General features: G+C 36.2%; 26 protein-coding genes. 20 read left to right on the plus strand and 6 right to left on the minus strand.

The window, feature by feature from the left end; all coding sequences use genetic code 11:
- Positions 1–39: 39 nt before the first annotated feature.
- From BUE24_RS11145 to BUE24_RS11200, 12 genes are all read left to right on the plus strand, one after another.
- Positions 40–1,359 carry a tetratricopeptide repeat protein gene (locus BUE24_RS11145; RefSeq protein ID WP_073316091.1) on the plus strand — a complete coding sequence of 440 codons (1,320 nt, stop codon included), beginning with the start codon at positions 40–42 and terminating at the stop codon, positions 1,357–1,359.
- Between the two features lie 122 nt (positions 1,360–1,481).
- The gene (locus tag BUE24_RS11150; protein WP_073316092.1) at positions 1,482–2,507 is read left to right on the plus strand and encodes a Kelch repeat-containing protein; all 1,026 of its coding nucleotides are present in this window, start codon (positions 1,482–1,484) and stop codon (positions 2,505–2,507) included.
- A 16-nt stretch (positions 2,508–2,523) separates the two neighbouring features.
- A complete protein-coding gene (locus tag BUE24_RS11155) occupies positions 2,524–3,054 on the plus strand; it encodes a hypothetical protein (protein ID WP_170864592.1) in 531 nt (176 codons plus the stop codon).
- A gap of 36 nt (positions 3,055–3,090) precedes the next feature.
- Positions 3,091–3,705: an SIMPL domain-containing protein gene (locus BUE24_RS11160; RefSeq protein ID WP_073316094.1), complete on the plus strand. Its 615-nt coding sequence runs from the start codon at positions 3,091–3,093 to the stop codon at positions 3,703–3,705.
- A gap of 12 nt (positions 3,706–3,717) precedes the next feature.
- Complete coding sequence (locus BUE24_RS11165) at positions 3,718–4,353, plus strand: hypothetical protein (RefSeq protein ID WP_073316095.1); 636 nt, start codon at positions 3,718–3,720, stop codon at positions 4,351–4,353.
- A gap of 112 nt (positions 4,354–4,465) precedes the next feature.
- On the plus strand, positions 4,466–5,056 hold the full coding sequence (locus BUE24_RS23945; protein WP_211483315.1) for a hypothetical protein: 591 nt from the start codon (positions 4,466–4,468) through the stop codon (positions 5,054–5,056).
- Between the two features lie 195 nt (positions 5,057–5,251).
- Positions 5,252–5,824 carry a collagen-like protein gene (locus BUE24_RS11175; protein WP_139241979.1) on the plus strand — a complete coding sequence of 191 codons (573 nt, stop codon included), beginning with the start codon at positions 5,252–5,254 and terminating at the stop codon, positions 5,822–5,824.
- A 43-nt stretch (positions 5,825–5,867) separates the two neighbouring features.
- Positions 5,868–6,260, plus strand: coding sequence for a zinc ribbon domain-containing protein (locus BUE24_RS11180; protein ID WP_073316097.1), 393 nt, complete (start codon positions 5,868–5,870; stop codon positions 6,258–6,260).
- A gap of 12 nt (positions 6,261–6,272) precedes the next feature.
- A complete protein-coding gene (locus BUE24_RS11185) occupies positions 6,273–6,974 on the plus strand; it encodes a hypothetical protein (protein WP_073316098.1) in 702 nt (233 codons plus the stop codon).
- A gap of 60 nt (positions 6,975–7,034) precedes the next feature.
- Positions 7,035–7,430 (plus strand): DUF2721 domain-containing protein, encoded by a 396-nt coding sequence (locus tag BUE24_RS11190; protein WP_073316099.1) that lies wholly within the window; start codon positions 7,035–7,037, stop codon positions 7,428–7,430.
- Between the two features lie 45 nt (positions 7,431–7,475).
- Positions 7,476–8,927, plus strand: coding sequence for a sensor histidine kinase (locus BUE24_RS11195; protein ID WP_073316100.1), 1,452 nt, complete (start codon positions 7,476–7,478; stop codon positions 8,925–8,927).
- Positions 8,928–8,945: 18 nt separating this feature from the next.
- On the plus strand, positions 8,946–9,356 hold the full coding sequence (locus tag BUE24_RS11200; protein WP_073316101.1) for a response regulator: 411 nt from the start codon (positions 8,946–8,948) through the stop codon (positions 9,354–9,356).
- 49 nt (positions 9,357–9,405) lie between these two features.
- Here the strand turns inward: BUE24_RS11200 and pyk are convergent, their stop codons facing one another.
- The 5 genes from pyk to BUE24_RS11225 all read right to left on the minus strand — a co-directional run bounded on the left by pyk (position 9,406) and on the right by BUE24_RS11225 (position 13,750).
- Positions 9,406–10,833, minus strand: coding sequence for a pyruvate kinase (pyk, locus tag BUE24_RS11205; RefSeq protein ID WP_073316102.1), 1,428 nt, complete (start codon positions 10,831–10,833; stop codon positions 9,406–9,408).
- Positions 10,833–11,324 carry an IPExxxVDY family protein gene (locus BUE24_RS11210; protein ID WP_073316103.1) on the minus strand — a complete coding sequence of 164 codons (492 nt, stop codon included), beginning with the start codon at positions 11,322–11,324 and terminating at the stop codon, positions 10,833–10,835. Before BUE24_RS11210 ends, pyk begins: the two co-directional genes overlap by 1 nt.
- Before the next feature lie 179 nt (positions 11,325–11,503).
- Positions 11,504–12,241 carry a ribonuclease III gene (gene rnc, locus BUE24_RS11215; protein WP_073316104.1) on the minus strand — a complete coding sequence of 246 codons (738 nt, stop codon included), beginning with the start codon at positions 12,239–12,241 and terminating at the stop codon, positions 11,504–11,506.
- A 4-nt stretch (positions 12,242–12,245) separates the two neighbouring features.
- Positions 12,246–13,499, minus strand: coding sequence for a beta-ketoacyl-ACP synthase II (fabF, locus tag BUE24_RS11220; RefSeq protein WP_073316105.1), 1,254 nt, complete (start codon positions 13,497–13,499; stop codon positions 12,246–12,248).
- Between the two features lie 17 nt (positions 13,500–13,516).
- A complete protein-coding gene (locus BUE24_RS11225) occupies positions 13,517–13,750 on the minus strand; it encodes an acyl carrier protein (RefSeq protein ID WP_024768509.1) in 234 nt (77 codons plus the stop codon).
- A gap of 183 nt (positions 13,751–13,933) precedes the next feature.
- Between BUE24_RS11225 and purN the strand changes: the two genes are divergently transcribed.
- The 6 genes from purN to BUE24_RS11255 all read left to right on the plus strand — a co-directional run bounded on the left by purN (position 13,934) and on the right by BUE24_RS11255 (position 19,661).
- Positions 13,934–14,509: a phosphoribosylglycinamide formyltransferase gene (purN, locus tag BUE24_RS11230; RefSeq protein WP_073316106.1), complete on the plus strand. Its 576-nt coding sequence runs from the start codon at positions 13,934–13,936 to the stop codon at positions 14,507–14,509.
- A gap of 52 nt (positions 14,510–14,561) precedes the next feature.
- Positions 14,562–15,197: a ribonuclease H1 domain-containing protein gene (locus BUE24_RS11235; protein ID WP_073316107.1), complete on the plus strand. Its 636-nt coding sequence runs from the start codon at positions 14,562–14,564 to the stop codon at positions 15,195–15,197.
- Positions 15,198–15,398: 201 nt separating this feature from the next.
- Positions 15,399–15,887, plus strand: coding sequence for a CPBP family intramembrane glutamic endopeptidase (locus BUE24_RS11240; protein ID WP_073316108.1), 489 nt, complete (start codon positions 15,399–15,401; stop codon positions 15,885–15,887).
- A gap of 184 nt (positions 15,888–16,071) precedes the next feature.
- Positions 16,072–16,671 carry an START domain-containing protein gene (locus BUE24_RS11245; protein ID WP_073316109.1) on the plus strand — a complete coding sequence of 200 codons (600 nt, stop codon included), beginning with the start codon at positions 16,072–16,074 and terminating at the stop codon, positions 16,669–16,671.
- 79 nt (positions 16,672–16,750) lie between these two features.
- On the plus strand, positions 16,751–17,680 hold the full coding sequence (locus BUE24_RS11250) for a PfkB family carbohydrate kinase (RefSeq protein ID WP_073316110.1): 930 nt from the start codon (positions 16,751–16,753) through the stop codon (positions 17,678–17,680).
- An 82-nt stretch (positions 17,681–17,762) separates the two neighbouring features.
- Positions 17,763–19,661, plus strand: a complete 1,899-nt coding sequence (locus BUE24_RS11255) for an amidophosphoribosyltransferase (RefSeq protein WP_073316111.1) — start codon at positions 17,763–17,765, stop codon at positions 19,659–19,661.
- A gap of 262 nt (positions 19,662–19,923) precedes the next feature.
- Here the strand turns inward: BUE24_RS11255 and BUE24_RS11260 are convergent, their stop codons facing one another.
- On the minus strand, positions 19,924–20,532 hold the full coding sequence (locus BUE24_RS11260; RefSeq protein ID WP_073316112.1) for a superoxide dismutase: 609 nt from the start codon (positions 20,530–20,532) through the stop codon (positions 19,924–19,926).
- A 187-nt stretch (positions 20,533–20,719) separates the two neighbouring features.
- Here BUE24_RS11260 and BUE24_RS11265 point away from each other — a divergent pair, with 187 nt between their 5' ends.
- Positions 20,720–23,872 carry a UvrD-helicase domain-containing protein gene (locus tag BUE24_RS11265; RefSeq protein ID WP_073316113.1) on the plus strand — a complete coding sequence of 1,051 codons (3,153 nt, stop codon included), beginning with the start codon at positions 20,720–20,722 and terminating at the stop codon, positions 23,870–23,872.
- A gap of 285 nt (positions 23,873–24,157) precedes the next feature.
- Positions 24,158–25,555, plus strand: coding sequence for an OmpA family protein (locus BUE24_RS11270; RefSeq protein ID WP_073316114.1), 1,398 nt, complete (start codon positions 24,158–24,160; stop codon positions 25,553–25,555).
- Positions 25,556–25,665: the final 110 nt, after the last annotated feature.

The raw sequence follows: 25,665 nt of genomic DNA on the forward strand, positions 1-25,665 counted from the left end.
AATGAGGATCCTTTTTTTCAAACATATACATCACAAAATATGAACTCTTTCTATGTATTAATGATTAGTTTTTTATCGATCATATTCTGTTTTTGGGATTATGATACTATCGAAATGGAAAGACAAAAGTTTCCTAGCGTGATAGAATTAATCTCTGGAAACTTTCTACGGCACTCGCCAGAATTTTATGATTGGAGAATAGAAGATCGAGAAGAAAAATTAAAAAAACATCCTGATCGTTTTGATCTATACGACGATCTGGCTGTAGCCTATTCCAAAACAGGGAATGACAACAAAGCCATCCAGATCATCCTGAAAAAAGACAGCATTTCTCCCCAAAATTACAAGACGTATGCAAATCTGGGAACATTCTATATTCACAACGGACAATTAGAAAAAGGGATCGAATATATTGATAAAGCAATACAGATCAATCCCGATGCACATTTTGGGAGAGAAATTTATCAGAAATACTTAGCCCAATATGTGGTTAGTAAGAAGGAAGATGGAACGGTTCCTTTACCACTATCTGCGACATTTAGAAAGTGTTTGCCCTGCCCACCTCGAGACCAGGATAACTTCTATTCGTTTTTATTACAGGTTTATCGCGAAAAACATAATGGGCAATCCTTATCAATAAAAAAGCTACCTGACGAAGAAGTAAAACATGCGGTAAAAGGGATCATGGGAATGATGAAGTTTGGAAACTACGACTCTCCTATTCTTCTTGAAGCACTTGGTGATCTGTTAGTCGGTTCTGGTTGGGCAGAAGGGGCTAGACAATTGGCAGCAAGAGCCTATCTCAAGGCATCATATCATCCTAGTGTTTCTGAAGTAAAATATCTTTATGACAAAAAAGTAGGGTATTTGCTCTACCATCAATTTACGGATCGAAAAGGAGATCGATTTACATTGGAAGATCTCGAGAAATTACTAAAAGATGAGATTGACAAAGGGACATCGTTTTACCAAAATATCAGAAATGATGAGATACGATGGATACAAAATGGACAAGATCCTGAAGTTGAATTTGCCAAAAAGTATTATCGAGAGCCTATTCTGGATAAAACCATTCAGAAAACTTCGGTAAAAGGCCATGAGATCGAAAAGATATATAAAGACATTGTTGATTATCGACCAGAAAACATCTCCGATAGAGTGTTTATAGAAATGCCCAATAACTCATCGGGAAGAGCAATAGATACTTTCCAGGTAAAAGAGAAAAAAATCGTTGATCAAGCATCATCACATCCAGATGGAGATGATAGAAATACGATCATCTATAAAATACTATTCCCTTGCTTCGGGATATTGTTTGTGCTTTTAGTTTTGCTATACAAAAGAAAAACCAAGCCATAGATACTTTCTTTTTGAAAAGAATACCCATACAAAGTATCCGAATCTTTTGAAATTCAAACTTTTCGGATACCCAAAGCAACCACCCTGATTAGCTTAGTATTAAAATTCTAAAAACCAGGGTTATGGATACTAAATATAAAATACCATTTGTATATATAGTACTGTTGTTGCTAGTGATAATTAGCGGATGTGAAATTAATGAGGAGCTTACTGTCGATGAGATTAACCAGACTACTTCAGAGAAAATGGCACCTGCGGGAGCAATTGGTTTTTCTGATATAGTAGTGAACGAAGCCACGCCTTATGGAGGTAGAGCGGCACACGCTTCGGTAGTTTTTGATCATAAAATGTGGGTAGTTGCAGGTATTCAAAACCAGCAATATTATAATGATGTATGGTGTAGCAAGAACGGAAAGACCTGGGAGCAGATCAGTGCGACATCCAAGTTTACCGAACGTTTCGGTCATGCCATAACGGTAGGCCACAAGAGAATGTGGCTAGTAGGAGGTACACAAGGGACTAACTTTTTTAATGATGTTTGGCATAGTGAAAATGGAAAAGAATGGGAACAAGCGATAGAAAATGGACCTTTTGCTGCACGTAGATATCACTCCTTTACCAACTTAAATGGTAGAATGTTCTTGATTGGTGGTTTGACCACTGGATCCAATGCTTTGGCAGATGTTTGGGTGACAAGTGATGGTGTGAATTGGAATTTGGCCACTAATTTCGCACCATTTGGAAGACGATATGGGCATCAAACGGTAGTTTTCAGGAATACTATCTGGGTGATAGGAGGAATTGATCAAAATGGGAACTACCTCAATGATGTGTGGTATTCTGCAAATGGATTTCAATGGAATCTAGCTACACCAAATGCACAGTTTGATCCAAGAAGAAATCATGCGGTTACTGTCAATGAAAAAGGTATGTGGTTAACTGCAGGGATAGGTCCAAATCATGATTATTTTGACGACATCTGGTTTAGTGAAGATGGGGTCGCGTGGGAGTTTGTACACGTTAAAAAGAATTTCGAACCTCGTGGTTATCATACGTCTTTGTTTTTTGATGATCGCTTATGGGTAATCAATGGATTCAGTCTGGAACAATCTGCTATGTATTTTCAGGATGTTTGGGGATATCAATAAAACAATACACGTGGCTATGAAATGGATGGGGTTTGTAATCTTGGTTTTGATAGGGGTCTCATGCTCAGACGATGATCGGTTGTTGGATCCTAGCCCTCCGGTATTTTCAGTAACTCCTGTAGCATTTGATCAAATCACTTCATTTATAGCTTTTGGAGATGCACTAACTCCAACTCAGCTCAACCCAGCTATCGAGTACTTTTCTGATCAAGTAGGTGCCCAGGTAAGATCGGTATCAAACGGAATTGTGGTGGATATTAGAATGAATACAAATGTAGATGATCTTGAAGTATGGATACGACCTACAGCAGATTCTAAATGGCTTATTATATATGATCATATTATTGATCCCGAAATTACTATTGGAGATCAGGTAAGTGCAGAACAGCATTTAGGAGGTATTGGTGTTGGAGGTAGAACAGAACTTCAAATTAATGACAATCAAAATCTAGCACATTGCCCTTTAGGCTTCGGAACACCTGATTTTGTACAAGAACATATTGATTTCTCTGAAAAATGGTGTATCGCAGAAACAGTAATACCATAGACCTAACATTAGAAGAAAAATTTAAAACAAAAAACTATGAAATCTATTAAAATGACAATATTGGTCCTTATTTTATGCCAAAGCGTAGTGCAAGCGCAAGAGACGAATTCGATAACCGTAATGGGGGAGGCTGATAAAAGTACTGAGATCGAAAGATACATTGCAAATGTAGAGTTTAGAGAAGTTATAGGAGATAGTTACAGAAACATCAAAGGCAAAACGGTGAATGAAATTGCTAAAGAATTTGCGGCTGCGTTAAGTAAAGTAAATATTGATTTTAGCCGTTTTGAAGAAGATGAAATATATCGTCTTACTTCCTATGCTTATAATACTTCGAGGTTTTATTTTTATAAAACAGCTTCCAAAAGCGAAGTAGAACTCATCCTAAGTCAAAGCATGGAGGGAGTGATAAATACAAAAGTGGATATCATATCCAAAGAATTGACCAGTGAGCAAATCGGGAAATTGAATAAGGAAGCGATCGATAACGCCAGAAATACGGCCACTCAAATTGTTAATAACATAGGAAGAACGGTAGGGAAAATTATTCAAATTGAAGCTCCGCAAAGTAACAAATACAAATATTACAGCGCTACAGAGATAAAAGAGCCTTCAAAATATTATGTAAAAGTGGTGTTCGCTCTAGAGTAAAAACCCAGAAAAATGAAATTACTTCAGTTTAAGTTGTCTTGTCTTGTGATATGCCTTTTAGGTGTAGTAGATTGTAGTGACCATAAGAAAGGAGACGCAATAAAATCTTCTCCAACTGTATATAAAGAGTCGGTTCAACTTCAAAATCAAGATACCTTCAAACTGGGATATACCTATTGGTGGCCCCAATCAGGTCCTTTTTTAGGGTATTGTGGAGAACCCTATAGTTTGGTGTTTTTGGGTACGGTAGTAGCACTTCAGGAAGAGCGCATTGAGCAGCATTATGTAGCACAAAAAGGAATGATTAAAGTAGATAGTGTTCTTTTTTCAAAAAAACTTCAGAAAAAAACCTATCAGAACCAAAAGTTGATAAGTACAGATGCCTTTTACCAGGCAAATATTCAAGAAGGTGATCACATATTGGTGTGTTGTTATGCCTACGAAGGTAATTATGTGCATCCCGGTGGCAAGTCGATATTAAAAATAGAAGGAATACATGATCCCAAAGTACAATCACTGATAACATATATACAATCCGGCCAGGACCCGCGGTCCATTAAGGGTGATATCAACCTATGGGAAGAAGCACAATTGGGTTATGATCTCAAGCAAATTGTCACCTGTAAAGAAGAGATGGATTCTTATTAGAAACGAATAGTATCCAAAGATGTCCGAATTTTTTGACTATCAACTATTTCGGACGTTTGTGGGGATTGTACCACTTAAGTTTGCTACAAGATTTTTAAATAACATTAAAATTATGAAAGCGATGAAAAATGTAATTAAGTATGCGGCGATAATGGTACTATCTGTATTTATATTCTCATGTGAAGGGGAAGACGGTGCTATTGGCCCACAAGGCGAACCAGGAATACAAGGGGAACAAGGCCCTCAGGGACAACAAGGAGAACAGGGTGAGCAAGGCGAACAAGGAGAAACAGGAACAGCAAATGTAATCTATTCAGAATGGATAGCCAGAGATTTTGAAACGGGTGGAGCTGCAGAAACCAACACCCAATTATTGGCTACACTAGGAGTGGGTGAATTTGACCTTGCCGAAGATGTATTATTGGTATACGGTAGACGTGAAGTAAATGTTATCGTTTCAGAAGTTTATCAGCTCCCATTTGTATTTGCTTCACAAGATGAATATTATGGTTTTCAAGTGTCTAATTTTGCTGGAGGTGCTTCTTTACGAATTGAAGTATCTACACTAGACGGAGGAACTAATTTATTTACCTTTTTTGACGACTTTAGATTTGTTATCATCCCAGGTGGAGTAGCCAGATCTTCTATAGATTATAGTGCAATGTCTTACGAAGAAATCGTAAAGCTTTTTAACATCAAATAATTAGCCTAACCCCTTTGATTTAAGGAATTCCCCGGGATACCATCTCGGGGTTTTTGTTTTACAATAAATATGGAAGAATGACAAAAACAGATAAGCGTCCGGATTTTTTGACTATCAAACATTTCGGACATTCAAAATTGTAGTTGTACATAAGTTTGCCTCATGATGTTACAAACTTTAAAAATAGTAAATGCAATGAAAAATGTAATTAAGTACACAGCCATCCTTTTTGTATCGGTATTGATTTTCTCTTGCGAGGGAGAAGATGGCGCTGTAGGACCACAAGGTGAATCAGGAATACAGGGAGAACAAGGGCCACAGGGTGATCAAGGGGAACAGGGAGAAACAGGAACTGCAAATGTGATTTATTCGGATTGGATTCCAAATGGGTTTGCCACAGGAGGAGGTCTCAATCAAAAGATTTTCACTTTGGCTAGTCAGCAAGAAATTACCGATATGGGTGTAAATCTCGACACTAGCGTGGTTATGGTATATGCCAGAGGAGAAGGTGTGTTAGCAGCAATAGGTTTAGAAGTAGTGCCTTTGCCTTATGAAAACCGATCAGAGAATCAATTATATACATATAGTTTAAATGATGGTCGAATAAGAGCTTTAGGTGTTGTGATTGGTGGTGGAGATAATGATTTCGATTTTTTTGAAGACTATCGATATGTGATTATTCCTGGAGGACAAGCAGCAGCAAAATCGGCAATAGATTATAAGAGTATGTCTTATAAAGAGATTGCAGCACTTTTTGATATTAAATAAATGAATTGGTTTTAAGATTCCCCACATGTAAAAACAGTAAACTTTGGAGACGAAGTTTGCTGTTTGGGGTTATGAAAAACAAAAGAGAAATAAGAGCATTATGATCATCTACGGTAGCAAAGCAGTTTATATATCCTCAAAACAGTCTACAACTTCTATTTGTCCAAGTTGTGGGACTCAAGGGTCATTAAAATTATTCGTGTTCAGAAGGCATGCTCATATATTTTGGATTCCTATGTTTCCGATTGGTAAAAAAGGAATGTCACAGTGTCAACATTGCAAAAATGTTCTGCACACCAAAGAGATGCCAGTATCCGTAAGAAAGGAGTATGATGTTTTAAAAAATAAAGCCAAAGGTCCAATTTGGCAATTTACAGGCTTGGGGATGCTTATAGTTATGATAATTTGGGCATTCATCTCTACTCGTAATTTTTAAATCAAGAAACAAATGAAAAGAATAGTATATAGTTTTGTGTTCATACTACTACAGTTTTCTTGTGGTAGTGATGATGATTCATCAAATGAATTAAGAGTTACCTATGATCAAAGTGTGATCGAAAATACATTCCGCCAAGAAGGGCAGACCAATCCTCCAACAGTAAATTGGATGGGAGAAACAGGTACCTTTTCGGCCACAACGCTAACCTCTCCCGAAGACGATGATCTGGTAGGAAGAGTGATTTTTATAGATAAAACAACAGGAGTCATTACCTGGGACAATAGAGTTCCGTTGGGAGAAAAGGAAATCGTTGTGACTGCAGTAAATACTGTAGAGACAGCGACTACCAGAATTACATTTAGAAACACGTTTAAGAATGGTTTTTTTATAGGAGGATTCAACACCGATACATCAGATGAACCTGATTTTTCGACAATAATTAATGATACTCAATTGGTATTGTCTGAAGGTGGAAATGCAGAATTAGTTGCCACAGACGGGTCAGATTTTGAAGGTGTTGGAGCCTGGACCGCCGATGGTTCTATAGTAACAGTTAATTTTTCTACCAATGAAACTCCTCCAAAAGAAATTGTGATGGTAGGATACATGTATGCCTCTGATGGAGGATTTAGTGGTCGATGGGGAACCGGATTGAATCAAGATAACACTGTTGAAAATGTGATGGGAATATTTGGCTTTGAGAATGACTGATATGTTTTTGAGTGATCTCTAGTGAATTTGAAGTACCTTAGTGTCAAAAATCATCTGGTTATGACATTAAACATGAGCATCCCGGCACTTTTGTTTCCTGCAATATCCTTAACTATGCTGGCATATAATGCAAGGTATTTGGCCATAGCTGCACTGATAAGGCAATTGCATAGTGAGTATTTAAGTACACAATCCAAAAATACAGTTTTACAAATTAAGAACTTAAGAAAACGACTTTGGTTAATCAGAAACATGCAGGCGATAGCTATTATTAGTTTTTTAACAAGTGTAATCACCATGTTTTTACTGTATGTAGAAAAAAATGAGTGGGCCAATGTCGTATTTAGTATGAGTTTGCTTTGTTTGATGATTTCACTTTTTTTGTCCTTTGTTGAAGTTCAAATTTCTACCAAAGCGTTGTCAATCCGATTGGATCGAATAGAAGAAAATAAGTAAGAAATCGTTATCTTGTAAGTACTAATTGCTATCAAGAATTTCTTAATGCTTCAAAATGAACTTTTTAACAATGTTATTCAAGACCTTAATGCGGGGTATTGGGAGTTATATGTAGATCCCGATCGTGAAATTTGGTCAGAAAAGTTCTACACAAATATTGGTTTTCAAAGAGTCGAAGTAGAAGAAAATATTGATTATTTCCTTAGCCATTTAATTCATAAAGAAGATATCGATCTCTTTCGAGATAACTTTCTCAATTATAGAAAAAATAGCATTGATTTTAAGCAGCATATTAAGATCCTCACCAAAGACGGAAGCTATAAGTTGTTTAGATGCGCTACCAATCAGGAATTACCAGTAAACATCAAATCCGAGGTGCTACTGATTTTCTTCATTGAAATAAAACTGGAACCTGAACAGGATATTTCGAAAGATAATTTCTACTACAAAGAAACGGCCCAGATGACCGCTACAGGGAGTTGGTATGTAGATTTTCATAATAGAAAGAGCTATTGGGATTTTGAAACAAGACGTATATTAGAATATCCAGATGATTATATTCCTTCTTTAAAAGATTCTGCCAGTTATTATACCGAAGATTGTAGACAACAAGCTGCAGATCTATTTTTTAATTGTGCAATGGCTGGAACACCTTTTAATACTGAAATTAAAATGGTCACGGCCAACGGTCGAATTTTTTGGGTAAAGGCTATAGGAAAACCTGTTTATAACGAGAGTAAAGAAATTATTGGTATTCGAGGGGTGTTTCAAGATATCGATGAGGTGAAAAGTAAAGAATTGAGATTGGAGCGATCTCTGGAGATTATTGCTTCGCAAAATTCTAGGCTTTTTAATTTTGCTCATATTGTATCTCATAATTTAAGATCTCATACCAGTAATTTGTCATTACTCGTTCAATTGATTGAAGATGTAGAAAACCCGGACGAGAAAATAGGATTGATTAATGAAATCAAGGAAATCTCCTCAAGTCTAAATACCACCATAGAACACCTTAATGAAATTGTTGCAATCCATACCAACAAAGATCAGGAAAAGAAAATAGTAAAGTTTCAGGATGCATTGAACATTGTGACCAATGGTATAGGTCAAATGATCTCTTTAAGCAATACTCAGATTATTACCGACTTTACCAGACTCAATGAGATTAGTTATATACCTGCATACCTTGAGAGTATCTTGTTAAATCTAATAACAAATGCGATAAAATATAAACACCCTGACCGAGACCCTATCATAGCCATAAAAGCATACGAAGAAGAGGGTTCGAACTATTTAAAAGTATCAGATAATGGTAGAGGTATCGATATGAAACTTTTTAAAGATAAAATATTCGGGATGTACAAAACCTTTCATTACAATAAGGATGCTGTTGGTATAGGCTTGTTCTTAACCAAAAATCAAATAGAATCGTTAGACGGAAGTATATCTGTAGAAAGCGAAGTAGATAAAGGAACCACTTTTTTGATCGAATTTTAAAACTAACACCCCATTATTATGAGCCAAATAGGATTAGCTTGTATTATAGATGACGACAACATGTACGTCAATCTGGTAAAACGGATTGTCGAAGCCAAAAAACTGTGTAAGAATCTTATGATATTTCAAAACGGGATGGAAGCCCTGGAGTATTTTGAAGCGTTACTCAACAACCTCGAGAAGAAATGTATTCCTGAAATTATTTTCCTGGACCTGAATATGCCAATTATGGACGGATGGGAATTTCTGGAGAACTTTACCAAGATAGAAAACAAATTAGGAAAAACCATTACTTTATACATTGTGAGCTCATCAATAAATCCTGTGGATATTGAAAGAGCCAAACAATCGAATACGGTGAAAGATTATTTGATCAAACCCGTAACAATACATGATCTTGAATCTATTTTTTTGAATCCGGCATCATAAAAAAAGGCCTCTTTTATGAGGCCTAGCTATTTTGTGAAAATTGTATTTTTTAGATCTGAGATACTCTCAACGTATTCACCATTCCTTTTGAGGTAATAGGCATAGCTGCCAGATTGATTAGCATATCTCCAGATTGCACAAATCCGCGTTCTTCAGCCATTTTATTGATATCTTCTACGGTCTCATCTGTACTAACAAATTTATCATAGAAAAAAGCTTTTACTCCCCAAAGTAAACTTAATTGAGATAGAATTCGCTTATTACTAGTAAACACCAAAATATGTGCATCAGGTCTCCAGGCAGAAATCTGAAAAGCAGTATATCCACTATTGGTCAATGTACAAATCGCTTTTGCTTCAATTTCATTGGCCATTGTCGCAGCATGATAACAAATGGATTTGGTAATAAATCTATTGGTTCTGATATGAGGTGGTTTTTGAGGTACAGTAATTAACTCTGATTTTTCAACACTTTTAATCACCTTAGACATAGTTTCTATAACCTGAACAGGATACTTCCCAACCGAGGTTTCACCAGATAACATCACTGCATCTGCTCCATCCATTACTGAGTTCGCGACATCGTTCACCTCTGCTCTTGTAGGAGTAAGGCTATCGATCATGGTCTCCATCATTTGTGTGGCAATAATTACAGGTATTCTAGCCGTCTTTGCCTTCAACACCAGTTTTTTCTGTATCAAAGGAACTTCTTGTGCAGGAATCTCTACACCAAGATCTCCTCTGGCTACCATGAGACCATCACAATAAGCTACAATTTTATCTATATTTTCTACACCTTCTGGTTTCTCTATTTTGGCAACAATCGGGATCTTATGTTCGCTATGCTCCTTTATTAAGTCCTGAAGTTCCATCAAGTCCTGCGCATGTCTTACAAAGGATAAAGCAATCCAGTCCACTTCTTGCTGGCAAGCAAAAATGGCATCGTTGATGTCTTTTTCTGTTAGTGCTGGTAAAGAAATATTAGTATTAGGTAGATTGACTCCTTTTTTGGATTTTAAAGGTCCTCCTTGAATAACTTTGGCAGTAACGGTATCCTTACTATTAGAAGAAACCACTTCAAAAATCAGTTTCCCGTCGTCTAATAAGATTCGTTCTCCTTTTTTTACATCCCTCGGGAAATTCTCGTAATTCATAAAAACCTTTTCTGAAGTACCTTCAAAAGGTTTTCCTGTTACAAAATTTATAGTATCTCCTTTATTTACTATAATATCCCCCTTCATGACACCAACCCTCAATTTAGGGCCTTGTAAATCTGCTAATATTGATGGGGTATAGTTATGCGTGTCACTAAGTTCACGGATGATTTTTATTTTTTCTTTTACATCATCATAGTTGGCATGCGAAAAATTGATCCTGAATACATTTACACCAGCATCAAGCATTTTCTTAAGAATTTGCTTTGTGCTAGTAGCAGGACCCAGGGTAGCAACTATTTTGGTTCTTTTACGTTTTGGCATTACTCAAATATTAAGTTGTTTTTTGATTTAAGTTCTTTATGTTCTACTGGATATGCGGTAACAATTTGTGATATACCTAGCATATCTGATAGCATGGGTTTACTCAAAAATGTAGTCGCCTCTGTTTCTATTTTTAGAAAATAATCTACATTTTTCAATTCTGGTATTAAATACTTCGTTACATAGGTCTCTTCAGCAGTCTCAAAAAGTCCTGTATTGGCAGGGTTTTGTGAAACTATATTCGTTCGGAATTGATTTGCAAACAGATGATATGTATTGTATTTAAAATGATCTTCATATTGATAAATAGGAAAACTGGCTACCAGATTGTCATATTCAAAATTGACATCTTCTTCTTTTCTGAATAACTGTAACCCCAAATGCTTATTTAATAAAAATGCTAAACGATATGAAGCTAATGAACAGTGAATGGCAATCAGTTCATACTCATCGTCGGTAATTGCATCCAATACTAACCGCTGAACAGCCACTTTTATTTACTTTTTTTATCAGAATTAACGCGAAATATACAAATAATTTTAAGCAGGAACTTTAATTAAATCTAAAGTTATTATACGAAAACGATTGAGTTAGTATCTTTTATAAAAAAATCTGTTTTTGATTAGGAATCGTTCATAATAAACGACTTAAAAGTATGGTATTGTTACATTTATCTTGGGCTTATTTTACTTTGTAATGCAAAATATGCTCTTTTTGAAGCTTTTTCTTCAGCTTTCTTTTTTGAAGTGGCCCGTGCTTTGGCCACTACTTTTTCATCGATCCACAATTTGACTGCAAAATGCTTCATCTCATCACGACCTGTGTCTTCGTAGATTTCGTAATTGAAGGCATTTTTTTCTTTTTGACACCATTCTATCAGCAAACTTTTGTAGCTGATTACCTGCCCTTCGAGACTTTCAATATCTACATAAGGGTCTATAACGGCTTCTTTGATAAATCGTTCACAATACAGGAACCCTCTGTCCAAATAAATAGCACCAATAAGCGCTTCAAAAAGATTTCCGTGGATATTGATTCCGAATTGTGTTTTAGGGATATTGGTTCTTACCAGCTCAATGAGTTTTAGGTCTTTCCCTAATTCGTTTAAGTGTTTTCTACTTACCACTTTTGCTCTCATTTTGGTAAGATATCCCTCGTTTCCTTCAGGAACTTCTTTAAAAAGATGTGCAGCGATTACGCTACTCAACATTGCATCACCCAAGAATTCCAGCCTTTCATAGTTGATGGCATTCCCTTGTTTATCTTTTAGATTTAGAGATCTATGGGTGAAAGCCTTTTCGTAAGGCTCAATATTTTTAGGTTTGAATCCAAGTATCTTTTGGATTCTAACAAAAAAATTCCCGTTCTTTTCAGATCGGGAACTTAATATGTTTCGAATAACATTCATGCTATTATTCGTCTAATTTCTTAAATAACACACATGCATTATGACCTCCGAAGCCAAATGTATTGCTCATTGCATACGTAATGTCACGTTTTTGCGACTTGTTCAAGGTCAAGTTCAAACTTGGATCTATGTTCTCATCTACTGTAGAATGATTGATGGTAGGAGGTACAATACTATTTTTCATAGCAAGTATAGAGGCAATAGCTTCTATAGCACCTGCAGCACCAAGTAGATGACCTGTCATAGATTTTGTTGAGTTGATATTGATGTTTGATGCATGTTCTCCAAATACCTTAGTAATTGCTTTTAACTCTGCTACATCTCCTAATGGAGTTGATGTACCATGCGTATTTATAGCATCTACTTCTTCTGGAGAGACACCAGCATCTCTCAAACAATTTAGCATTACACGCTCTACTCCAATTCCGTCAGGATGAGGAGCGGTCATGTGATAAGCATCACTAGACATTCCACCTCCAACGATTTCGGCATAGATTTTTGCACCTCGTGCTTTGGCGTGTTCGTATTCTTCAAGAATTAAAGCTCCAGCTCCTTCGCCAAGAACAAAACCATCTCTGGTAGCGTCGAATGGCCTTGAAGCAGTTTCAGGACTTTCGTTTCTTGTTGATAACGCATGCATTGCATTAAAACCACCCATACCAGCAATGGTAACTGCAGCTTCACTTCCTCCAGTAACAATAATATCACAATGTCCTAAACGAATATAGTTTAAGGCATCGATCATTGCGTTTGCGGACGAAGCACAGGCAGAAACTGTGGTATAGTTAGGTCCCATAAAACCATTTCGAATAGAAATATGACCAGGAGCAATGTCGGCGATCATTTTAGGAATAAAGAAAGGATTAAAACGGGGAGTCCCGTTTCCATTGGCGTAGCCAATTACTTCTTCCTGAAAAGTCTCTAAACCTCCAATTCCGGCACCCCAAATTACACCAACTCTAAATTTGTCAACCTTTTCCAGATCAATAGCAGCATCTTTAATTGCTTCTTCAGAAGAAACTATAGCATACTGCGCAAATTTATCCAGTTTGCGAACTTGTTTTCTGTCAAAAAAATCTGTGGGATTGTAGTCCTTGACTTCGCAAGCAAATTTAGTCTTGAAATTTTCGGTGTCGAAATAAGTAATAGGGGCGCAACCGCTTTTCCCGTTTACTAACCCCTCCCAATATGATTCAATATTGTTACCGATTGGTGTCAATGCACCAAGTCCAGTGACTACAACTCGCTTAAGACTCATACTCTGTTGTGAAGTTATTACTTTGCGTCTTCGATATAAGATATTGCTTGTCCAACGGTAGCAATATTTTCTGCTTGATCATCTGGAATTTGAATATCGAATTCTTTTTCGAATTCCATAATCAATTCTACAGTGTCTAGCGAATCTGCGCCTAGGTCGTTTGTGAAGCTAGCTTCATTAACTACCTCATTTTCGTCTACACCTAATTTGTCAACGATTATCGCTTTTACTCTTGATGCAATGTCTGACATAATGTTTAATTTTAATTTTTAATTTAGGAGGCAAAAATAAAAAACTTTATTTTAAAACCCCATAATCCCGTAAAAATGTATTTGCCTTTTTATCAAATATAGGGAAACTATTAGGTTTTGCCGCCTATTATGTTAATAATAATTGTTTTTTTTGTGCTTTATTAATCAACAACTTTAGGACTTATGAAGCGTATTATAATTTTTGCTTCGGGCTCTGGTACCAATGCCGAAAACATCATCAAATATTTTCAAAAGTTAAAAACTGCCGAGGTCACACATGTGTTCTCTAACAACCAGCGTGCCAAAGTTTTACGTCGAGCTCATGACCTAAAAGTAAAGGCATTGCACTTTGATAGAGCCTCGTTTTATGATACCAACGAAGTACTCAATATTTTAAAAGATGCGCAACCAGATCTCATCGTACTAGCAGGATTTCTATGGATTTTCCCAAAGAAGATTATCGACGTATTTCCGGATCAGGTGATCAATATTCATCCAGCGTTGCTTCCAAAATATGGAGGAAAAGGAATGTATGGTCACCATGTACATGAAGCAGTAGTAAGAAATCAAGAAAAAGAAAGTGGAATTACTATTCATTATGTAAACGAGCACTACGATGAAGGCGCCATTATCTTTCAGGCAAAAACAGCGATCACAGAAGAGGACACTCCAGAAGATGTGGCCAATGCCATTCATCAATTAGAATATAAACATTTCCCTGTCGTTATAGAAAAGGTGTTAGCTCTGAATGAAGAATAACTGTTTCTTCAGAACAAATAGTATATAGTACAAATCAATTTTTTGGATACAAATGGCTAAAAAGGAAAAGTTTTATGTGGTTTGGGAAGGTCATCGCCCTGGGATTTATACCAAATGGGATGATTGTAAAGCCGCGGTAAAGGGGTACGCCAATGCAAAATATAAATCTTTTGAGTCATTCGATGTTGCAAAAAAGGCATACAATGGAGACTATGAAGATTATAAAGGTAAAAGCAAGCCTAAAAAAACCTTATCTCCACAGGAGCTTGCAAAAATAGGAGAGCCCAATCTATATTCTATCGCTGTAGACGCCGCCTCAAGTGGTAATCCTGGAAAAATGGAATACCGAGGAGTGGATACACAAACCGAAAAACAGCTTTTTCATCAGGGGCCTTTTCCGCAAGGTACCAACAATATAGGTGAGTTTCTGGCTCTTGTTCACGGACTGGCCTATCTAAAAAAGAAAAATAGCGACCGTATCATCTATTCAGACTCTAAAATTGCCATCGGTTGGGTCAAACAAAAAACGTGTAAAACCAAATTGAAACGAACACCCAAAAATGCAGAAATGTTTGATTTGGTGGACCGTGCTATCCAATGGCTTAAAGAAAATAGGTACACTACCAAAATTGTAAAATGGGAAACCAAAGCATGGGGAGAAATCCCCGCTGATTTTGGAAGAAAGTAGCTTTCAAAATCAAAGCCAATGCTAAGGCATTTTTGTAATATGTTGTATTAAAGTTCTGATAGAGTATACGGCGGTTTTAGGGTTGTATTATTTTTTGATAAACCAGATGATCTATCAATTAATGATTGGATTTTCATGTTTATTCTCATACCCTGCTTTTTTTATTTTCCATATTTTAAAGTTAGTTGCAAAATTTCATTCATGCTCAAAAAAATAAATGAACAAGTTAAAAAATTCGAGTTTTTTCTAGTAGGTAGAGACAATATCACATTTATAATTTTTTCTTTTTTGATCTTGCTTGTTATCATAACACCTATTGGAATGCTAAAATACATTTTTGACATAACCGCAACCAATAGCGTAATGAAGGACAAAAATATATTCGAAAGTTTTATTATAGGTGTAATTTTAGTACCATTATTAGAAACTTTAATTTTTCAAATAGGGGTCATTAAGATTTCACTGTATTTTAATAAAAATAAGACATTGGCAATCCTTAGCTCTGCTCTAGCATTTGGACTTACTCATATATTTAATGCTTACTATTTTGTGTATGCTTTTGGCATCGGATTGTATTTTGCCTATTTATATTTTCTTTCGTTAAAAAAAGGAATAAAACCTTTTTGGTCATTATCTGTCGTACATGCTCTATTCAATTTGACGGTTTTTTGCTTCAAATTTGTATTTTAAAACATTGCAAAGCCCTTTTATTTCAAAAAAACATATCGTGATATTTTATTTATTATGTACAAACACCAATGTCGATTATACTTTCTTAACTCATTTTAACATCATGAAATAGTAATCATTTATAAAACTTTCCTACTAAATAGCTGTATCATATTCTGAAAAACCAAATCAAAAGCCATTTAGGATGAAAAAAGTATACTACCTTCTCCTGTTTTTATTGCCTTTTTTAACCTCTGCTCAGGACGCGTGGAAACTCGCCAAGAAAGACAAAAACATTCAAATCTGGACAAGAAATTTTGAAAACAGTAAATACAAAGAATTCAAGGCTGTTACAAAAATAAAGGTGTCGATTGATGCAGTAGTAAAGGAGTTATTAGATGCTCCTATGTATACCGCAAATTGTGAAGAAGGAGTAAGTCATCTCGTAAAAGTTAATCAGAATAACGAACATATTTTTTATGCGAGAAATGAGTTTCCTTGGCCAATCAAAGACAGAGATGTAGTATCAAAAATACGTGTGGAGCGAATCGCGCCCAATAAAGTTAAACTTTCTATTAATGCTGCTCCCAACGAAATACCTACCCTTAAAAGCACTCTAAGAATACAGGATTTAATTGGCTATTGGCTCTTGGAAGAGGATCAAAATGGGGTAAAAGTAACACAACAACTGTATATCGACCCAGAAGGGACATTGCCTCCATTCATCACAAACTCGCTACTGGTAACCGGACCATTCAGAACCTTTATGGAGCTTAGAGACAAGCTTCAAAATATGGATTCTTAACGCAGAACCAAGAAGACTCCTTTTTTAGGTATCCCTTGAAAAGGAAAGTGTATATTTGCAAAAAAATTATAAGCTATTTATGAGCAAATTGTTAATTGTAGGTTCTGTTGCTTTTGATGCTATAGAAACCCCATTCGGAAAAACTGATAAAATTTTAGGAGGAGCGGCACCTTATATTGCTTTGTCAGCCTCTAATTTTAATATCCCGTCGGCGATTGTTTCCGTGGTTGGAGAGGATTTTCCTCAGGATTACTTCAAAACATTAGAGGAGAGAAATATTGATACTTCAGCTATAGAAATTGTAAAAGGAGGGAAAACTTTTTTCTGGAGCGGAAAATATCACAACGATCTAAACTCTAGAGATACCTTAGAAACACAACTTAATGTACTTGCAGATTTCCAACCTGTAGTTCCTGATAATTATAAGGATGCAGAGATTGTAGTGCTTGGAAATTTGAATCCATCTGTACAGCTTAGTGTTCTGGAGCAGTTTTCTGTAAAACCAAAATTAGCTATTCTGGACACCATGAATTTCTGGATGGAAGATGCCTTTATTGAAGGTTTACGAGAAGTTATATCCAGAGTAGATGTCATCACCATAAACGATGAAGAAGCTCGACAATTAAGTGGCGAGTACTCCTTGGTAAAAGCAGCAAGAGTAATTGAAAAAATGGGACCTGCCTATGTGGTTATCAAAAAAGGAGAACATGGAGCATTATTGTTTCATAAAGATCAAATCTTTTTTGCGCCAGCACTTCCACTAGAAGAAGTGTTTGACCCTACAGGAGCTGGGGATACCTTTGCAGGAGGTTTTGCAGGGTATTTGACCAAAACTGGAGATATTTCTTTTGAGAACATGAAGAATGCGATCATTCATGCTTCGAACTTGGCCTCGTTTTGTGTGGAGAAATTTGGCACAGAACGTATGGAAAATTTGAATAGAGAAGAAGTTCAGCAAAGATTACAGCAATTTAAAAAATTAACACAATTTGAAATAGAATTGTCTTAAATACAAAGCCCCAAATTATAAGGATTTAGTCCTAAGTAATTATGGTTTACTCAACACAACAACTTAGAATTTTTGGAATACAATGAGTGATGCATTAAAACACGAATGTGGGATAGCATTTATCCGATTACTAAAACCATTAGAATATTACAAAGAAAAGTATGGTAGTGCTTTTTATGGCGTTAACAAAATGTACTTGATGATGGAGAAGCAGCATAACCGAGGCCAGGATGGTGCCGGTTTTGCCAGTGTCAAGCTAGACACCCCTCCAGGAGAACGATACATTAGCCGTGTTCGCTCCAGTAAACCACAACCCATTCAGGATATTTTTTCGCAAATAAACGAAAGGATTAACCGAGAGCTAGAAGAACATCCAGAATACACCGATGATGTTCAATTGCAAAAAAAGAACGTTCCTTATATAGGAGAAGTTTTGTTGGGACATGTGCGCTACGGAACTTTTGGTAAAAATAGTGTAGAAAGTGTTCACCCTTTCTTACGCCAAAACAATTGGATGCATCGCAATCTTATTGTTGCTGGTAACTTTAATATGACCAACAATGATGTTCTTTTTAAAAATCTGGTTCGTCTAGGTCAACATCCAAAGGATAAAGTGGATACGATTACTGTAATGGAAAAGATTGGTCATTTTTTGGATTCAGAGGTGGCCAAGTTATATAAGAAATTGAAGAAGGAAGGATTTAATAAAATTGATGCGTCTCCTCAAATTGTAGAGCGACTCAATATAGCAAAGATCCTTAAGAAATCTTCGAGAGACTGGGATGGAGGATACGCTATGGCTGGAATGCTTGGTCATGGAGATGCTTTTGTGCTTAGAGATCCTGCAGGAATTAGGCCGGCGTACTATTATAAGGATGAAGAAGTTGTAGTGGTAGCTTCAGAAAGACCAGTAATCCAAACTGTATTTAATGTTCCTTTTGATCAGGTTGTAGAATTGGATCCTGGAAATGCAATTATCGTTAAGAAAAATGGGGATACTTCAGTAAAAGAAATTATCGAACCTTTGGAACGTAAAGCCTGCTCATTCGAAAGGATTTATTTTTCAAGAGGAAGTGATGCTGAGATCTATGAGGAGCGAAAGAAACTTGGGAAATTGATCATGCCACAGGTTTTGGAAGAAATTAATCATGATACAGTAAACACCGTTTTTTCATTTATTCCGAATACTGCGGAAACTTCATTTTACGGAATGGTTGAAGCGGCTCAGGACGAGTTGAATAAGCAAAAAAATGAAACCATTCTCGCAGAAAAAGAAACGCTAACCGATGATCGTTTGGCCGAAATTCTATCGCATCGTCTACGAACAGAGAAAATTGCGATCAAAGATGCCAAACTTCGTACCTTCATTACAGAAGATAGTAGTAGAGATGATTTGGTTGCTCACGTATACGACGTAACCTATGGAGTGGTAAAGTCTGATGATAATCTGGTAATTATTGATGACAGTATCGTAAGAGGGACTACGCTGAAGAAGAGCATCATTAAAATGATGGATAGATTAGGACCAAAGAAAATATTGATTGTTTCTTCGGCACCACAAATTCGTTATCCTGATTGTTACGGAATTGATATGGCAAGATTGGAAGGGTTAATTGCTTTCCAGGCATCTTTAGCACTTTTGAAGGAGAACGGGAATTATGATCTTGTAGAAAAAGTATACGATAAATGTAAAGCGCAAGAACACCTTGAAGATTCAGAAGTTCAAAATTTCGTAAAGGAAATATATGCTGGGTTTACTGATCAGGAGATTAGCGATAAGATAGCAGAATTATTAAGTGATGCCACGGTAAACGCCGAAGTTAGAATCATATATCAGACAGTAGATAATCTACATGTAGCTTGCCCTAAGAACCTTGGTGACTGGTATTTTACCGGAGATTACCCCACAGCAGGAGGAAACAGGGTGGTGAACAAAGCGTTCATAAACTTTTATGAAGGCAAAAACGAAAGAGCATATTAAAATTTGAAAAAAGATCGTTGTTAAAAATGGTTAAATTGTGTAGTTCAACAAGTATTTTGACCTTTCATCTAAAACATTTTTTCACAATGAATTTCCGTCTTATATTAGCAGAGCCATAGCATAAGTAGGTTAAGTTCATGGTAGATTTGGGGCAAAAAAAGGTGGATCTTCCACCTTTTTTTATTTTTAGAAAAACTCACAAAAATAAAACATAAAAAAACCACGTACAATACGTGGTTTTCTTCTTTAAAGTAGTATGCTGTTATTTGCCTTGGGCATATCTGCTTGATACTTCGTTCCAGTCGATAACATTAAAAAATGCAGAAACGTAATCTGGACGACGATTTTGATAATTTAAGTAGTAAGCGTGTTCCCAAACATCAAGTGCCAAAATAGGAGTGCCTGAGCAACCAACACCCGGCATCAACGGATTATCTTGATTAGGTGTAGAGCAAACTTCTACTTTACCACCTTCATGAACACATAGCCATGCCCATCCAGAACCAAATCGAGTACCAGCAGCCTTAGAAAATGCATCTTTAAATGCTTCAAAAGAACCAAAGGCATCGTTGATTGCATCTGCCAAATCACCAGAAGGCTTTCCTCCTCCGTTTGGAGACATGATTTCCCAGAATAAGTTATGATTATAATAACCACCACCATTATTTCTAACAGCAGTGTTAGACATATCTAAATTGATTAAGATATTATCAATGGTTTTACCTTCTAGGTCAGTCCCTTCGATAGCCGCGTTTAGTTTGTTGGTGTATCCTGCATGGTGTTTGTCATGATGGATTTCCATGGTGCGTGCATCTATATGGGGTTCTAGCGCATCAAAGGCGTAGTTTAATTTTGGTAATTCGAATGACATATGTTACTATTTTGATTAATAAAAATGTGAAAATGACACCAAATTTAACAATTAGCACGATGAATAAAAATTAATATTTGTTATAAAATAATTAAAAGCATAACTAGGTTTCCTCTGTAAAACTTTTGATATTTGACTTGATCAGTACAAGAAGTTTCGTCGTATTCATATTTTAATAAAAAAACAATTGAATTCCCATACCGCTTTTACCGTCTATAATGCAGCTGCAGGTGCAGGAAAAACGTATACCCTGGTAAAGGCGTATTTGATTACACTTTTAATAGGGGAATTTAAAGATGGCTACAAGAATATTTTGGCAATTACCTTTACGAATAAGGCCGTAGCCGAAATGAAAATAAGAGTCCTGGAAAATCTAATAGGGATTAGTCAAGCAGTTACTCCAGCCAAATATCAGGATTTGGTCAATGATCTCGTTATTGAAACCGGGATTGATCAAGGAAAATTAAAGAAAAAGGCAGATCGTATCTTAAAAAGTATTCTTCATAATTATGCGGCTTTTGATATTGTAACTATAGATACGTTTACGCATCGTGTAATTAGAACCTTTGCTTATGATTTGGGTATCCCACTCAATTTTGAGATCGAAATGGATACAGAAATGCTAATCGACGAGGCAGTAGATGCATTGATTTCGAAGATAGGGGTAGATCAAGAGTTAACTAAGCTCATTATCGACTTTGCAATGGGTAAGCTGGATGAGGACAAAAGTTGGGATGTTAGTATAGAATTACGAAAAGTAGCAAAGTTGTTATTTAGTGAGAATGACAGAAAACATCTCGCTGCTTTTGCAGATAAAAAAACGAAAGATTTTGAAGTTTTAAAACAAGAGTTGATACAAAGAATTGATCAAATCGAGAATGATGTGAGTTCTAAAGCTCTTGGGGTTCTAAATACGATTGACCATTCAGGTTTAGGGTTTGAAGATTTCACCAGAAAATCTGTACCTACTCATTTTCAGAAGATAGCTAACAAAGAAAAACCTATTGACTTTAAGGCAGCCTGGAAACAGGATATCTACAGTGCTTCTTTTTATGGTGCCAAACTAGAAAGCAGCAAAAAAGAAAGTATCGATGCTATTCGTCCAGAAATAGAAGCTGTTTTTGTCGAAACCAAAAAGCGATTACAGCAGATCCATTTATTTCAGAATGTAATCAAGAATTTAACTCCGTTATCGGTGCTGAATGCAATTCATAAAGAGTTGATGGATATTAAGAAGGAGCGAAAGATTTTACTGATTTCAGAATTTAATACCATTATTAGTACTACTATTCAGGATCAGCCAGCACCTTTTATTTATGAACGTTTGGGAGAGCGGTATCGGGATTATTTTATAGATGAGTTTCAGGATACTTCAGAGTTACAATGGAATAATCTAATACCTCTAGTAGATAATGCGGTGTCTGCCGAAACGCTTTCAGGTAAAAAAGGACAGATTACCATCGTTGGCGATGCGAAACAAGCTATTTATCGTTGGCGAGGAGGAAAGGCAGAGCAATTCATTAATTTATCAGCTGATCATAATCCTTTTTCGGTCAAGGAAAAAGAGGTGCTCAACCTGCCCAAGAATTATCGTAGTCATGAAGAAGTGATACGCTTTAATAATACCTTTTTTACTGAATTGGCCAAGGATTTCAGTAATCCAAAACACCAAAAATTATATGAGCTAGGGAACAAACAGGAAGTGAATACCAAAAAGGGGGGGTATGTAAACATTTCATTTATTGAAGCAAATAATATCGCCGAAGAAAATGAAATTTATCCTCAAAAGGTATATGAGCAGATTGCTGAGTTACTGGAAAAAGGATACAAGGCCAACGAGATATGTATTATCGTAAGAAAGCAGAAAGAAGGAACTGCTATTGCGGATTTTCTAACAGAGAAAGGAGTTGCTATTATATCTTCAGAAACCTTGCTCATTAATAATGCTCCAGAAGTGTCTTTTATTATTAATATGATGACATGGCACATGCAACCCGATAATCTTTTGGCCAAGATTAACGTACTCCATTTTATTTCGGAACATTTGCAGGTTAAGGAAAAGCATGGCTTCTTGCAGAAAATGATATTCTTGAAAACGAGAGATTTTACGACAGCATTACAAGCAATAGGAATTGATTTTAACGCCAATCTTTTAGCTCTAAAACCTTTGTATGAAGCTGTAGAGTATTTGATTAGTTCTTTTAAATTAAGCACAGTTGCTCCGGCCTACCTTCAATTTTTTCTAGATGTAGTGTTTTCTTATACCCAAAAGGATGTTGGCGATATGATGGGATTCCTTTCGTATTGGGATGAGAGAAAAGACAAGTTGAGCATTGTAGCTCCAGAAGCAGAAGATGCCATAAAGATTATGACCATTCACAAAGCCAAGGGTTTAGAGTTTCCTTGTGTTATTTATCCCTATGCCAATGTAGATGTTTATAGAGAAATAGAACCCAAAACTTGGTTTCCTGTTCGCCCTAATGACTATTTAGGGTTTGAAGAGGTCTTTATTGATTATTCCAGAAGCATTGGAGATTATACTGAAGAAGCTCAGGAAATGGTTGCCAAACGAAGAGCACAATTAGAGTTGGATGCTTTTAACCTGTTATATGTAGTGCTCACTCGTGCAAAAGAACAACTCTATATCATTTCAAAATTAGAAATCACTCAAAAAGGAGAAAGCAATCCTAACAAATTTTCAGGAAAGCTAATTTCATATCTAAATAGTATAGGAGTTTGGAACAAGGAACAGCTAGAGTATGAATTTGGAATGTCAGAGCGACCTATGCTTATAGCAAAGGAAACATCGGACAAAGTCAAGGTGGTTAAATTGACCCGATTTGGTGACACAAGAAATAACTATAAGGTTCATATCGTGACACATTCTAGCAAATTGTGGAATACCATCCAGGAAACTGCTATAGAAAAAGGGAATTTAATCCATGATCTTATGGCTTCGGTATACGTACAGGATGATGTGAAAAGAGTGATACAAGAAGCCTTTATAAAGGGGGAGATTAATACTTCAGAAAAAGAAATATTATCAGTAGAGTTAGATAATGTAGTTCGTCATCCAGAACTAGCTCCATATTTTTCAGAAAGGAATATCATATATAATGAAAGAGACATTATATATAAAGGACGATTATTTAGACCAGATAGAGTAGTTATAGATTCAAATAGAAATGCTACGGTTATAGATTATAAGACAGGCAGTTATGATATTTCTCATGCCAAACAAGTCGATGAGTATGCCGGAATTATGCAAAAAATGGGGTATAGTATTGAAAAGAAAATTCTAATATACTTTGATAAAAAAATCACTTTAAAATACATATAAATAAGGACACTATTTTATAATTACTAAAAGAAATTTAAGGATAAAACGTAATTTTATCTTATACTTGTAGCGTAATTTTCGAGATAAACACGATAATTTTTCTCAAAACAGGTTAAAATTCACACTTTTTTCACAGTGAATTAATCGAAAACGAAAAGGGTAAAAACCTTGAAAACGGTTATATTTACTGGCCTGTTATGAAAATTTTATTAGATTTGTCTTTGACAGTTATGTTTAACATATTACATTTGCTCTAATTAACACTTAAAAATTAAATTATTGAATATGAAACATCTTAGCAGATTTTTAGTGGCTTCGATTTTTGTACTTGGACTTAGTACTGCGAATGCACAAAATGAAGACAATCCTTGGGCGGTTTCTATAGGTATCAATGCAGTTGATATTTTCCCTACGGGAGGTGACCTAATCAGCCAGGGGGAAATTTTCGACGAATTTTTTAATGCTGGTGACCATTGGAATATCCTTCCTTCTGTTTCTAAAATATCTGTTGGTAGATATATAGGAGACGGTTTCACATTTACTGTGGCTGGGTCTGTTAATAAAATAGACAATGCTGGAGAGCTTCCTGATGGAACTCTTGTAGACGTAGATGATTTATCTTACTACGCAGTAGATGGTAGAATTAGCTACAGTCTTCAAAAAGTATTGAACACAGGTTGGTTCGATCCTTACCTAGGTGTAGGTGGAGGTTATACTTGGGTTGACGAGCTAGGTGCTGGAACCCTAAATGGATCTCTTGGAATGAACTTCTGGTTAACAGAAAACTTAGCACTTAATCTTCAAACAACTTATAAGCACGTATTCGAAGACTACGAGGTAACTGGTGTAACTCCTACTCACTTCCAACACTCTGCTGGTCTTACTTTCGCTTTCGGAGGTAAAGATACGGACGGTGACGGTGTATATGACAAAGAAGATGAGTGTCCAGACGTACCAGGTTTAGAAGAATTCAACGGATGTCCTGATACTGATGGTGACGGAATCACTGACGCAAAAGATGACTGTCCTGATACTGCAGGTACTGCGGAATTCAACGGATGTCCTGATACAGACGGTGACGGAATCGCTGATCCTAAAGATGAGTGTCCTACTGTTGCTGGTCTTGCTAACCTAAACGGATGTCCTGATGCTGATGGTGACGGAATCACTGACGCAAAAGACGGTTGTCCAAACGAAGCAGGTCCTGCTGAAAACAATGGATGTCCTTACCAAGATAAAGACGGTGACGGTGTTCTTGACAAAGATGATAACTGTCCAGATGTTGCAGGTACTGTAGCAAACAATGGATGTCCTGAAGTAACTGAAGAGATCCAAAAGACTCTTAACCAGTACGCTGCTCAGGTATTATTCGACTCTGGTAAGTCAACTATCAAAGACGAGTCTACAAAAGTACTTAACGATATCATCGCTATCTTAAAAGAGTACCCTACTGCTAAGTTTACAGTAGAAGGACACACTGATAGTGCAGGTAGCGCTAAGCTTAACCAAAGATTATCTGACTCTAGAGCGAACGCTGTTAAAAACTTCTTAGTAGAAAATGGAGTTGATCAGTTCAGATTATCTGCTGTTGGATACGGTGAAGATAAGCCAATCGCTTCTAACAGTACTAGAGCTGGTAGAGCTAAAAACAGACGTGTAGAGATCAACTTAGTGAAAAACTAAGAAAGTCTCCTAAGAATAATAAAGAAACGTCCCGAGTTATCGGGACGTTTTTTTTATTTTTAAATCCTAATACAACTATACCATACGTTGCTATAAGTAGTGTAAAATGA

The organism is Aquimarina spongiae, assembly GCF_900141785.1.
GTDB classification, from domain to species: Bacteria; Bacteroidota; Bacteroidia; order Flavobacteriales; family Flavobacteriaceae; genus Aquimarina; species Aquimarina spongiae.